8 protein-coding genes are annotated in these 13123 nt (G+C 68.6%); 6 read left to right on the top strand and 2 right to left on the bottom strand.

What is annotated here, in order from left to right; all coding sequences use genetic code 11:
* Positions 1 to 126 precede the first annotated feature (126 nt).
* Together G6O54_RS19155 and G6O54_RS19150 are read left to right on the top strand one after the other, a co-directional pair.
* Positions 127 to 2046 (top strand): glycerophosphodiester phosphodiesterase family protein, encoded by a 1920-nt coding sequence (locus tag G6O54_RS19155; RefSeq protein WP_165227266.1) that lies wholly within the window; start codon positions 127 to 129, stop codon positions 2044 to 2046.
* Positions 2047 to 2142: 96 nt separating this feature from the next.
* Entirely contained in the window at positions 2143 to 3216 is a 1074-nt protein-coding gene (locus tag G6O54_RS19150; RefSeq protein WP_165227265.1) for a type IV pilus twitching motility protein PilT, read from the top strand.
* Between the two features lie 36 nt (positions 3217 to 3252).
* Here G6O54_RS19150 and G6O54_RS19145 read toward each other — a convergent pair whose 3' ends face one another.
* A complete protein-coding gene (locus G6O54_RS19145) occupies positions 3253 to 4896 on the bottom strand; it encodes a hypothetical protein (RefSeq protein ID WP_165227264.1) in 1644 nt (547 codons plus the stop codon).
* Between the two features lie 170 nt (positions 4897 to 5066).
* Between G6O54_RS19145 and G6O54_RS19140 the strand changes: the two genes are divergently transcribed.
* From G6O54_RS19140 to G6O54_RS19125, 4 genes are all read left to right on the top strand, one after another.
* A complete protein-coding gene (locus tag G6O54_RS19140; protein WP_165227263.1) occupies positions 5067 to 5231 on the top strand; it encodes a protein-tyrosine phosphatase family protein in 165 nt (54 codons plus the stop codon).
* Between the two features lie 88 nt (positions 5232 to 5319).
* Complete coding sequence (locus tag G6O54_RS38885; protein WP_165227262.1) at positions 5320 to 5916, top strand: PH domain-containing protein; 597 nt, start codon at positions 5320 to 5322, stop codon at positions 5914 to 5916.
* A gap of 181 nt (positions 5917 to 6097) precedes the next feature.
* Complete coding sequence (gene zwf / locus G6O54_RS19130) at positions 6098 to 7657, top strand: glucose-6-phosphate dehydrogenase (protein ID WP_165227261.1); 1560 nt, start codon at positions 6098 to 6100, stop codon at positions 7655 to 7657.
* 301 nt (positions 7658 to 7958) lie between these two features.
* Entirely contained in the window at positions 7959 to 9509 is a 1551-nt protein-coding gene (locus G6O54_RS19125; RefSeq protein WP_165227260.1) for a TolC family protein, read from the top strand.
* A 23-nt stretch (positions 9510 to 9532) separates the two neighbouring features.
* Here G6O54_RS19125 and G6O54_RS19120 read toward each other — a convergent pair whose 3' ends face one another.
* Complete coding sequence (locus G6O54_RS19120) at positions 9533 to 12847, bottom strand: DUF5696 domain-containing protein (protein ID WP_165227259.1); 3315 nt, start codon at positions 12845 to 12847, stop codon at positions 9533 to 9535.
* Positions 12848 to 13123 lie beyond the last annotated feature (276 nt).

Below are 13123 nucleotides of genomic sequence, written 5' to 3'. Positions count from 1 at the left end.
TTCCAGGGTGTGTGGCTCGGGGGGGACGATGAACCCGATCTTACCGATGGCGGCCGGGCCTTTCCCAGAGTAACAATGTCTCACGCCGCGATGTAGCGATCGTCACCGGATGCGGAGCCCGCGATCATGCCCTCGAGAGAGACGTTTCGGTCGGTCCATTCGCTCACGACGGGGGTGCTCGACGACTTCCGCCGGGCGCTCTTCCCGCTGGTCACGTTCGAGATCCTCTTCAAGTGCGTCGTGGCGGTCTTCACCCTGGGAGCGGGGGCGATCGTGCTGGCGATCCTGGTCCGGACGACCGGCAGCTCGGCCGTGACCAACGACGACCTGGTCCACTTCGGGCTCTCGCCCCAGGGCGTGCTCGTGGGGGCGATCCTGCTGGTCTCCACGCTCCTCGTGCTGGTCCTGGAGCATCTCGGTGTCATGGCGATCGTCGCCCGCCACCAGCGCGGGCAGGGCCTCCGGATCCGGGACGTCGCGGAGGCCCTGGGCACGATCCTGGTGCGGAGCTGGCACCTGAAGGGGACGGGCCTGGCGTTCCTGGGGCTGACCGCCGCGCCGGTGGCCCTGCTCGCGGGGCTGACCTACGTGACGCTCCTGACCCGGCACGACATCAACTATTACCTCCACGATCGGCCGCCCAGCTTCATCGTCGCGGTGGCGATCGGCGGCGTGCTCGGCGCCGTGTTCCTCGCGATCGTCGCCTACGCCTACGTGCGGACGATCTTCCTCTTCCCGGTGATCCTCTACGAGGACCGGACTCCGCGGGAGGCGCTCCACGAGAGCCTGGCGCGGACGCACGGCGCGATCCTGCGGTTCGGATCGATCCTGCTCGCCTGGCAGGCCGTCGGCTTCATCCTCAGCGCCCTGCTCGTGCGAGGCTTCGCGGCGATCGCGGCGCTGCTGCTGCATGCGGTCGCGGCCCGGCTCTGGGCCCTGATCCCGACGGTCGCGCTGCTCATGGGCGTGCAGGCGGTCCTGCTGGCGATCCTTTCGTTCTTCCTGGTGACGACGCACTGCCTGATCATCATCGCCCTCTACCGCGAGCGGAATCAGGAGCTGGGCGTGGGGGGCCCGTGCCCGCTGGTGCCGCTCCCGGAGCGGGACGCGCGGAGCCTGCGGTCGCTGCTCCGGTACTGGAAGGCCGGCCTGGTGGTCTCGCTGGCGTCCTATTCGCTGCTCTGCTTCGGAGTCCTCCGGGGGCTCGCGCCGCCGGAGCGGGTGATCGTCACGGCCCACAAGGGGTATTCCGCGATCGCGCCGGAGAACACGCTGAGCTCGTTCCGCAAGGCCATCGAGGTCGGCGCCGACTATGCGGAGCTCGACGTGCAGACGACGTCGGACGGCGTGATCGTCGTGAACCACGACCGCGACCTGATGCGGGTCGGGAACGAGCCGCGGCGGATCCGGCAGATGACGCTGGCGGAGGTGAAGGCCGTGGACATCGGCAAGGTCTACGGGCCGCCCTTCGTGGGGGAGCGGGTGCCGACGCTGGAGGAGGTGATCGACCTGGCGAAGGGCAAGATCCGGCTCCAGATCGAGCTGAAGTACTATGACCGGGACGACGCCCTGGCGGGGGAGGTGGCGAGGCTCGTCGAGGCGAAGGGCTTCGAGGACCAGTGCGTGATCATCTCGCTCAACTACGAGGGGCTGTTGCAGGTCCGGAGGGCCAACCCGCGGCTCCGGACGGCGGCCATCGTGACGGTCTCCGTCGGCGACATCGACCGGCTGGACGTGGACGCGCTGAGCGTCAACTCCCGCCACCTGAGCAACTCGCTGATCCGGGCGGTGAAGTCGCGGCACAAGGACCTCTATGCGTGGACCGTGGACGACCCGCGGCGGATGCTCAACCTGATCGAGCGCGGGGTGCCGAACATCGTCACCAATCGGCCCGACCTGCTGATCCGGATCCGGGATGAGCTGGCCGGCATGAGCGACGTCGAGCGGCGGCTGCTCGCCGCCCGGCACCTGCTCGGGCTCGAATCGGAGCTCGAGCTGAGGGCGAGCTCGGGGGAGGGGGGAGGCGGGGAGGAAGAGTCCCCCTGATCCTCCTTGTGGACGGGCGCGGGATCGGGCATGCTCTTGCGCCAGCACCGGGCGTCGAAGCAGCCAGTCCGTCACACAGTCCCGTGGAGGCCCAGCATGAACTTCGAGGAGCTGATCAAGTTCGCCGTGGATCAGGGGGCCTCGGACGTCCACCTCCAGGCCGGCTCGCCGCCGCAGGTGCGGATCGGGGGCCTGATCCGGAACGTGGAGGGCCCGGAGATCGACGGCGAGGCCCTCCGCCAGTTCGCCGCGTCGCTGAGCCCTCCCGAGGTCGGCAAGGACCTGAACGCGGCCATGGTCCGGGGGGCCCGGTTTTCGAAGAGCCTCGACGGCCTGGGCCGCTTCCGCTGCAGCCTGTACAGCCACGGGGGCCAGCCGGGGCTGATCCTCCACCAGGTCCCCTCGCGGATCCCGACGATCGGCGAGCTGAACCTGCCGCCGGTCCTCCAGGAGATCACCCAGGCGCGGCGGGGGATCACGATCGTGACCGGGCCGTCGAGCTCCGGCAAGTCGTCCACTCTGGCCGCGCTCGTGGACCAGATCGGCGAGACCTTCCACGGCAAGATCGTGACCATCGAGGATCCGATCGAGGTCCGCTACCCGCGCAAGAAGGCCCTGGTGGCCCAGCGAGAGCTCGGCAGCGACGTGGCCTCCATTTCGGCCGGCGTCGAGCAGGCGATCGCGCAGGATGCCGACGTCATCGTGATCGGCGAGATCCGCGACGCGGAGACGGTCCGCGCCGTACTCCACGCCGCCGAGACCGGCCACCAGGTCCTCGGCACGATGTCGAATCCGACGTCCGTCCAGGCGATCGAGCGGCTGATCAGCCTGGTGACGATCGAGGAGAAGCGGCTGGTCACCGCGCAGCTCGCGGAGGCCGTGGTCGCGATCATCGCGCAGAAGCTGGCCGCGACGAAGGACGGCAAGCGGCGGGCGGCCGTCGAGGTCCTCCGGGGCGGCCAGTACTCGGCGCGCTGCATCCTGGAGAGCCGCTGGACGGACCTCTCCAGCTACCTGGGGAGCCGCCAGAGCGGGATGCAGCAGCTCGAGCAACACCTCCTGGAGCTCTACCAGGCCGGCGTGATCAGCGGGACGGAGGCCATGAAGCAGGCCACCAGCCCGGAGGTCGTGGCCGAGGGCCTGCGCGTCATGAAGCGGTCGGCGGGGTGAGGCGATCAGCCGCCCCGCCGGGACCGCCCCGGTCGCTCATTTGGCCTGCAGGCTGCCCAGCTTCGCGAGGTAGGCGAAGGCGGGATAGTCGACCGCGAAACGGAGCCGGATCGTCTGGTCGTCCCCCTTGAGGGAGAATCGGATCGAGTCGCGGCCGGCGTCCTCTCCCTTGAAGGTCTCGGTCGCGGCCTCGCGGACCTGCCCCGCGTTCTCCTCGGCAAGCCGGCTCGCCGGGAGCAGATGGAGCTCCACCGAGCCTGGCGACCCCGGCCCGGCGGGCGCGCGTTTGAACGCGGCGACGGCCTCCTTGATGGCATCCAGCCCGTTCTCGGCGAAGGTCACGATCATGGCGTTGCCGGGGAACGCCAGGTGGACCGGCGCCTTGCCGAACATCCGGATCGTGTCCTTGTCGAGCGCCTCGTCCGCCAGCGTGATGCGGTGGATGGCCGTCCCGTCGTCGGCCTTGGCGACGTCATAGTCGAGCTTGGTCCCCTTCTCGGGGGGGGCGTCGGCCATGAGCTCGCGGAATGCCTTGTCGGCATCCGCGGGCTTCACCTTCAACCCGAGGACGATCGAGGGCTTGCCGGAAGGGTCTCCCGGGGCCCGGAAGGCCACGCCCAGGTCCGCGGCGTCCATGTCGACGAGCTTCTCGAACCGCTCGAAGGCACGCGCGTCCTTCGTCTTCTCTTCGCCCTTGAGCGTCTCCTGACGCTTGTTGTGTTCTGACCGGATCGACTCCGTCAGGGCGGCCTTGAGCTCGGCCGGGATCGGGATGCTCAACCAGCCCACGCCCGCCGGCGCGCCGGCCGCCAGGAAGTCGAAGCGGCTTCGACGGGCGCCGAAGCCGCGGAGGGCGGTGGCCATGGACGTCCCCGCCTTCGCCGCGGAGGTCAGCTCGAGGCTCGCCTCGCGTTTCTGCCGGTCCAGATTGAGGCCCAGCGAGACCGAATCTCCGTCGCGGATCAGGGAGATCACCGCCTCCTTCGCCAGGCGAGTGCTCGCCATCCGCCCCCGGTACTCGGCGTCCGACTCGCCCGGCTTCTGGGGATCCTGCTGGGCGACCTGGGCCTCGAAGGCGGTCAGGAACTGATCCTTGATGCCCGCCGGGATCTTGGCGATCTGGACGGCCAGCGCCAGGTCGCTGTCCGCGACGGTCGTCGGCCGCCACGAGGCGGGGTCCAGGGCCTTCAGCTTCTCCGCGCCGGTGGGGACCATCGAGACGATCGCATACTTGTTGGCCTCGAGGGCGTAGAAGGTCTGAGTGCCGTCCGGCGAGACGATCTTGTGCGCGAATCCCGGCACGCCCGCGTCGTCGACCGTCAGGCCGAAGCCCTTGAGCGAGTCCATGAACTGGGCGAAGTCCGTGACCGGCACCGCGGCCAGCAGGGAAGGGGGGTCGCCCGGGTTCTCGGGCAGGCTGCCGGCGACGCCGACGAGGCGGCCGGTGTCCAGCCCCTTGACCAGCTCTCCCTTCTTGAGCTGGTCGATCATGCCACTGACCATGCCCACCCGCTCGTCGGCCGGCGCGACCGCCCGGGCGAGCTCGTTCAGGTCGTCGGCAAGCTCGCCGACGGAACGCGCCGTGAGCACCACTGTCTGAGCCCGCGCGGTCGGCACCCAGGCCGATTCGCCGGAGACGAGAAAGACCGCGATCACTGCCCCAAGCCATTCACGTCGCATTCGAGTTTCCTTGTAGCGGGGTCCAGGAGCCATCCGTAAGTCGCCAATTTACGCTCGGAGCCGGAGGAATGCGAGCCGATGGCCGGAGCGGACTTGCTTCCGGGTTCGGCGGAGCGCAATCTGTACACCATCAATGCAGCGGGGAGGACGTCTCTCGGGCGATTCATTTCATGAACAACATCACGATCGAGGTCTGGGACGCCACCGGGAACAAGAAGCAGCTCGTGGAATTGCCATCGGATGCGCCGATCAACCGGGTCATCGCGGTCCTGGTGGACCGGATGAACCTGCCCCGATGGCCAGTTGGAATCCCAAGAGCACCAAGATACGGGTAATTTCAATCTTAGTTGGCGGAAGCGCTTCCAGATTCTCGGTTAGATCGAGGAATTACCAGTCCTGGTTATAACGCATTGGAGAAGCTCCATGGCAATTCAACTAATCTGTCAGTGTGGAAAACACCTCTCCGTTCCAGAACAATTTGCCGGTCGGAAGGCCTCCTGCAAGGCCTGTGGCGCCGCACTTGTTATCCCATCGCCTTCGTCGGCTCCAACTCGACCAGTCGAGTCAGGTTCAGCAGATGACATCCTTTACGACGCCAGCCCCGCGATGTTCCGTAACCATCCGATCTTGTTCGTCATGGGCAGTGTCTTGTTCGTTCTCGCCCTATTAATGGGCTTGACCGCTTTTCGACAAGCGGACGCCCCAGCCTGGGCAGCCTTTCTCATGCCCGGCCTGATTGCTTGCTCCTTCATTAACTGGTATCTGAAGTGTCGGAACACGAGGCTGACAATTACGCGCCGAAAAGTTACGCTTCGACGAGGAATATTAAGCAAATCTCTAAATGAGGTGCGAATCACGGATGTGCGTAACATTCTTGTGATTCAGGGTTTCCTACAGCGAATGCTGGGAGTCGGAAGCCTGGGGATCTCAACCTCTGGGCAGTCGGGTATCGAGATCGATGTCAAAGGGATCCCAGATCCAGGTCGGGTGAGGGAAATCATCGACAAGTTTCGCGGATAAGTGAACCTTCGGCTGGGAGATTACAGGATATCCGGCCTCGTCGCGAGGGTCCCCGGCGCCGGGCCGCCTTGAAGTTGGCGAACCGGGGCCCATAAAATCGTTGCCCGGGCGAGTGCCCGGCGGCGGTGCCTGGTCGTGCGGCCTCGCCTCGAGGATCCTTCCCTGGCCGAGAGGATGAGCGATGCCGGCGACCGCCAAGCAGCCAGAAGCCGATTCCAACCCCCTGCGCCAGTCGCTCCCCAGGGCCCAGGCCCCGGAGCCCTGCGCGGTGGTCCTCTTCGGCGCGACCGGGGACCTGGCCCATCGCAAGCTCGTCCCCGCGCTCTACAACCTGGCGAGGGGCGGGAACCTGCCCAACGAATGCGCGATCGTCGGCTTCGCCCGCCGCGACTGGACCGACGACGACCTCCGCGCCGAGTACCAGAAGGTGCTCGAGGAGGAAGGCGGCCCCGATTTCCAGGAGATCTGGCCGCAGTTCGCCACCCGGATCGTCTTCTCGCCGGGGACATTCGACGACGCCGAGGCCTACCGCAAGCTCAAGGAGAAGCTCGAGGAGCTCGACCGGACGCACGGGACGCGAGGCAACCGGATCTTCTACCTGGCGGTGTCGCCGGAGTTCTTCGAGACGATCGTCAACCACCTGGGCGAGGCGGGCCTGATCTACGAACGCCACCAGGCGTCTCCCTGGAGCCGGGTCGTCATCGAGAAGCCCTTCGGGCACGACCTGGAGAGTGCCCGCGAGCTGAGCCGGGATATCTCGCGGGTGCTCGACGAGCGGCAGCTCTATCGCATCGACCACTACCTGGGCAAGGAGACGGTCCAGAACATCCTGGCCTTCCGCTTCGGCAACAGCATCTTCGAGCCGATCTGGAATCGTCGCCACGTCGGCGCCGTGCAGATCTCGGTGGCGGAAGAAGTGGGGATGTCCGGCACCCGGGGCGCCTACTACGACACCGCGGGCGCGATCCGGGACATGGTCCAGAATCACATGATGCAGTTGCTCTGCCTGGTGGCCATGGAGCCCCCGGTGGACCTCTCGGCGGATGCGGTCCGCAATGAGAAGGTGAAGGTGCTCCAGTCCTTGCCCCGCTGGAAGCCGGAGGACGTCTTCCGCAACGTCATCCGCGCCCAGTACACGGCGGGCTCGATCGAGGGGAAGGAGGTCCCCGGGTATCTCGAGGAGAAGGGGGTCAAGCCCGACTCGAAGACCTCGCCCTATGTGGCGATGCGGCTGGAGCTGAACACCTGGAGGTGGGCGGGGGTCCCGTTCTTCCTCCGGACCGGCAAGCGGCTCCCCAAGCGGGCCACGGAGATCGCCATCCAGTTCCGCCGGCCCCCCACGGAGCTGTTCGACCCCGAGCGGGACGGGCACACCGGGGCCAATCAGCTCGTCCTCCGCATCCAGCCCAACGAGGGGGCCAGCCTCGCCTTCGAGGCCAAGATCCCGGGCTCGCGACGGCGACTCCAGGAAGTGCGGATGGATTTCCGCTACGGCACCGCCTTCGCCGTCCCGCCGCCGGAGGCTTATGAGCGCCTCCTGCTCGACGTCATGCTCGGCGACCCCACCCTGTTCACCCGTACCGACGAGGTCGACAGCGCATGGCGGTTCATCACCACCATCCTCGACGCGTGGGAATCGCCGGACGCATCGCCCCCGGCGACCTACGTCGCCGGCAGTTGGGGGCCGCCGGAAGCGGATAAGCTCATCGAGGCCGATGGCTTCACCTGGAGGCGGCTCTGAGGATCCGCCCCCCTTCTCCGCGACCGGCGCCCGCGAGTCCCGGCGGTCCGCTTGTGACGATTGTGCGCCCTGAGAGGGCAGGGGCCGGACTTGCCGGGAATCGCGGTCAGGCTCGATCCTCCCGCAAGTCGATGATAAGAGCCGTCGCGGGATGTCTCGCTCATCTCGTCGGATGCCGCCGGCCACCAGGACGGACGCCGGCCTCCCCCGCCCGGACCTCGATCTCCGGGCGTCCGAGAAATCCAGGAAGGGTGAATCGATGCGATCGAGCTCCTGGCCGTCTCGAGCGGCCGTTATGGTCATGCTTCTGCATGCGTGCGGCCCGGTGTCGGGCCAGGGGCCGACCCTCCCCGAGCCGTCGCTGAGCCACCCCTCGGAAGGCCAGTCCCTGCTGGGCCCCGCGCTCGGGGGGATGGGGCCCGTGACCGATTCGGGGCCCGGCGGAGCGGCCGACGAGCCGCTCAGCGGGCGAGTGGGGACGGCGGTCCCTCGGGTGCCGGCCGCGATCACGGCTCCGGGGGGTCGCCAGGTCGGCGTCCCGGAGCGAGAAGGGATCACCTCGCCGTCGGCCCTGCCGCTCTCCGAGGTCCCCCTCATCGGCCCGCTCTCGGTCCCCCGCGTCGGGGAGGAGATCGGCCCCGAGGATGGGCTGACCCTGGACCAGGCCATCGAGCGCCTCGTCCACGAGAACCTGGCGCTCAAGGCCCGCGGGCTGGAGCTCCCCCAGGCCGACGCGGACATCCTCACGGCGAGCCTGCGGGCCAATCCCGTCCTCTTCGCCGACTCTCAGCTCATCCCTTACGGCGCCTATACCGAGGCCCGCCCGGGCGGACAGACTCAATATGACCTGAACATCACGTACCCCCTCGACGTCACCCACAAGCGGAAGGCGAGGACGCACGCCGCCACCACGGCCAAGAACGTCCTCCAGGCCCAGTACCAGGATGCGGTCCGGATCCAGATCGACAACCTCTACACCGTGTACAGCGAATACCTCGGCGCCCGCGAGACGATCCGGTTCGCCCAGGCCGCGCGCCAGGGGCTGGAGGAGCTGCTGGGCCGAACCCGAGGCCTCCAGGAGAAGGGGGCGCGGACCATCGCCGACGTGAGCCGGATCGAGGCCCTCGTCGAGGCCGCCGAGATCCAGGTCATGGACGGCAACGAGGCCCTGATGTCGGCCAGGCGGAACCTGGGCGTCCTCCTGAACATGCCGGGCAATCAGGCCGAGGCCCTGGAGCTCCGCGGCACGCTCCGCGACTCCTCCCCGCCGCCGCCCCCCGTCGATGAGCTCATCGGAATGGCCCTCAAATGCCGGCCCGACGTGGTCGCGTACCGGATGGGAATCCACCGGGCCCAGGCCGAGGTAAAGCTCGCCACCGCCAATCGCATGTCGGACGTGTACCTCCTCTATCAGCCCTACACCTTCCAGGACAACCGGGCGACCGACAAGCTCGGCGCGACCTCCTGGGCGCTCGGGGTCACCGTCCCGCTCCCAATCTACAATCGCAACCAGGGCAACATCCAGCGGTCGCGGGTGAACCTGACCCAGTCCCACGTCGAGCTGGCCGAACGCGAGCAGCAGGTCGTCAACGAGGTCCGCCAGGCGGAGCGTCAGTACGTGCTCACGCGATCGGCCGTGCAACGGATCGAGACCCGGCTCATCCCCCCGGCGACCCGGGTCCGCGACGATGCCTACCGGCTCTACATCCGCGGCGAGGAGGACGCCATCATCTTCCTCAACGCCCAGCGCGAGTTCAACGAGGCCTCGCGACAGTACCGCGACATGCTCGTCCGGCACCGCCAGGCGATGCTCCGCCTGAACACGGCGGTCGGGCAGCGGCTGCTGCCCTGACCGTCGCGCCCTTGATCCCCGATTCAGCGCCCGGGGCCCGCGTCCCACTCGTAGCGGGCCGAGCCGTCGAGAGGGAGCCTCCAGGATCCTTCTTCGACCTTCGGCACGACGACCCGCTTGCCCCCGTCGCCGGAGATCGAGGCGGGCCGACCGAATCGGCCCGGATCGAGGAACAGGGTGAAGGCCCGGTCGCGCGGGAAGACCCAGGCCGTCCAGCGGCTCCCCTGGCGGCGGAGCAGCACGCCGCCGTCCGTGCGGACCGAGCCGAAGTCGACGATCCGGTTCTCGGCGTTGACGTGCTCCAGGTAGATCGCGCCCCCACTCTCGTCCTCGGCGGTCTCCCGGTCGAGCCTGAGCGTGCGGCCGCCGTTCGCGACCTTCAGCGTGCCCAGGCGAATCCGCGCATCGCCGTCCTGGACCCCGTCCAGCGCGGCCCGGCCGTCCCGTTCGGTAAAGAGGCCGATCGTCCACGTGTACTCGCCGTCGGCGATGTTCTCCGGGATCGCGAACTCGTGCGGCCCGTCCTTGATCGTCCGGCCGGCCGCCCATCGAGAGCTCGGGATCGCCAGGGCGTGGTCCTGCTGGAAGAGGATGTGCGAGCCGGTGTCGCCCTTCTTGAAGAAGTGGACGAAGCAGTGATAGTCGCGCGGGACCGGGTCCTTGACCTTCCACACGTAGGTCGCTCGGATCGTCCTGGTCCCGGCCGCCTCGAAGCGGTCGATCGCGGGCCGGACGCGCACCCCGCCGCGGAGGTTCCACTCCCGCGCGGGGCGGGCGTTCGCGAAGACCGCCTCGTCGGTCTCGGCGTGGTCGGAGACCACGCCGCCCCGGTCGGTCGTGCCCGCGGAGACCCCGGCGCCCTCGGCGAGCCAGCCGTATTGAGGCAGCAGGTGGGAACCGACGCGGAGCGGCTCCTTCGCCTGATTCGCCGTGATCGTCAGCCCGTTGTCGTAGCGGACGCGGACGCGCTGGAACGCCTCGGACGCGTCCTCGCTCGCCGCGGCGGTCGACGAATCGACCCAGGCCCCGCCCAGCTCGTAGCGGATCTCCGCCGGGCTCGCGGTCGCATACCGGGCGGTGACGGGCGCCAGGAGATGATGCTCGAGCCAGGCCGCCGGGATCTCGGACCAGGTCGGAGCGCCGAGGAAGCCCTCATGGCCGAAGGCGACCTCCTGCATCCGGTACTGGTCGAGAACGACGAGGGGCACGGGGCCGTTCCAGGTCGGCTTGCCCCACCATCGCTCGTAGTACCCCATGCCGTGATTGAGCTGGAGCGGATGGATCTTGAGCAGGTCGAAATCCACCATCAGCGGCACCTCGCGGCCGCGCTCACCCTGCCAGCCCTGGCCGAACTGGGCCTCGACGCCGTCCAGGCAGCCGCTCCAGTACCAGTGGTTGTTCCCCTCGCCGAAGACGGGGCCCGCGTGGGTCGTCCGTTCGTAGGTCCAGAGCTCGCGGTGGACGTCCCAGACGCGGCCGAACCGACCGGTGCCGGACTCGCCGGCCCTCTGATCGACGTGGAACCACGGCGGCACGGCCGAGTGGACGTCCAGGTAATTCGCGTTGGTCGCGTAGCGGCGATGGATCTCCGGCGACTGGGTCGCGGCGAGGGGCAGGATCGCGTTCGGCTTGACGGCGAACGACTGGATCTTCGTCCCCTCGTTGTACCAGGCCTTCTGGAGCTTGCCCGCGGAGTCGAGCGCGATGTCGGACTCGCGATAGCCCTCGTAGTTGGGGTAGTAGTCGACGTAGTTCTCATGCAGGGCCATGTGATATCCGAGCTTCTTGCCGGTCGCGACCAGGGCCTTCATCCCCTCGTCACCCCCCTTGTCCGCGGCGGCCGGATAGTGGGCGGGCAGGGCGTTGTCGTAGCCGCTGCGCTGCCAGTCGTGGATGATCGCCACGCCCCTGTCGATGCCGTAGCTGGCGAGCCTGTTCATCCTCTCGGCGATGTCCGTGTAGCGGCCCCCCCAGATGTCCAGCACGGTCCGCGTCCCCAGGTCCTTGAGATACGGCGAGGGCGGGTTCGGGATGTTGGGCAGGACCTCGTCCAGGTTCCACGCCGCCGAGTAGATCAGGCGTTCGCGGAGCGGGTTGCGGCGGCCATCGGTCAGCGGCAGGTAGCTCGCGGCACCGCCGTCGTGGTGCGAGGCATTCGAGGCCGTCCAGTCCAGGTTGGCGGCGACGAACAGCCCCTGGGCGGGGAGGTAATGGACCTCGTCGGTGAGGAACGGCACGGGCACGTTCTTCCGCCGGATGACCGGCCCCCAGCCCCCCGGCGCGAGCCTCTCCACGTCGGGCCGGTCGGCCTCGACGTCGAAGACCAGGCTCTTGCCCTGGAGCGAGCCCCGGATCCGGACGGTCGTGCGCGAGCCCCCGACCTCGAACGTGCGGAGGAGGGTCGGCGGAGTCCCAGCCGCGTCCGCCCATCGGCTCTCCACCTCGGTCGCCGCGCCGGTCCAGCGGAGCTCCGCCGATGCCCCGACCGGCACGCGAACGGGCGAGGCCCCCTTGCGCGCGGCCGACAGCACGACGGTCCCGAGGATGCCGCCGCCCGATCCCGGCGCCGGCCGCTCCCAGCGGTATTCCAGCACCCCGTCGTCCCCCTCCGCGCGAAGGATCACGGCCTCGCCGTCGCGCGTGGTGCTCACGCGGGTCGACCCGGCCGGCGGCGCGGCGCCGCCGGATTGACGGGGTCGGAGCGATGCCAGCGAGACCGGGGGTGCCGGCGGATGGGGGTGGAGATTCGCGTTGATCCCCTCGAAGGCCAGGCGACGGTCGCCCCAGATCGCGAAGTCGAAGGACGAATCGCCCCTCGGCCCCGGGTCAACCTCGAACCGGAGTGGGACGACCGTCCCGGCCGAGCCGGTGAGGTCAATCGCGAACTCTTTCCAGGCCGCGTCGGTCCGGTGCTCTTCCAGGTAGGTCCGCCCCGCCCCCTTGATTCGGAAGGTCACCCCATCGGACTTGCCCACGGCGTCGGCCCGCATGGCCGTCGCCCCGAGGAGCCTGGTCCGACCGGCCTTCGGGATCTGCACGCGGAATTCCTGGAACGCCGTCCCCGTGCCGCCCCGCCAGGGGCAGTGCAGCAGCATCGCTTCCTTGCCGCCCACGGCCCCCACCGACTGGCAGGCCACGCCGGTCTTGTCGTCGAAGGGCCCCGACCAGCCGACCGGGAACTCCCTCTCCGGCTGCCCGCGGAAGGCGTATCCGACCCGGTAAAGCCCGACCTCGTCGAGCCTGATCAGGGAGGTGTCCGGCACCAGGTCGAGTCGGTCTTGGCCCGGATCCTCGACGGCGAGGAGGGCCAGGAGGAGAGGCAAGCCGGCGGAGAGCATGATCCGGAGTCCTCAGAGCAAGGATGATGGAGTCTCGGCCCTCGAGTCATCGACGACGGGGAGGGCGCGACCGTGAGTCGGCGGGAGCGGGGCCGCCGTCGGGTCTTCCCTGACTTATACGCCATGCCGGACCTCGACGAAACGGCCAGGTGTCCCCGGCCTCGCCAGGTCTGCCGCCCGGACCGACGGATCACGGGCGGAAAGGTCGACTCGATCCCCGGCCGATCCGCTTCACGATGACACGGGGACCCCGGTTTCCCACCCCGGGCCGCTCAT

The sequence above is a fragment of the Aquisphaera insulae genome (assembly GCF_011064615.1).
Classification (GTDB): domain Bacteria; phylum Planctomycetota; class Planctomycetia; order Isosphaerales; family Isosphaeraceae; genus Aquisphaera; species Aquisphaera insulae.
The sequence above is the reverse complement of the archived record's forward strand: the minus strand, read 5'-3'. Positions and strand labels throughout refer to the sequence as shown.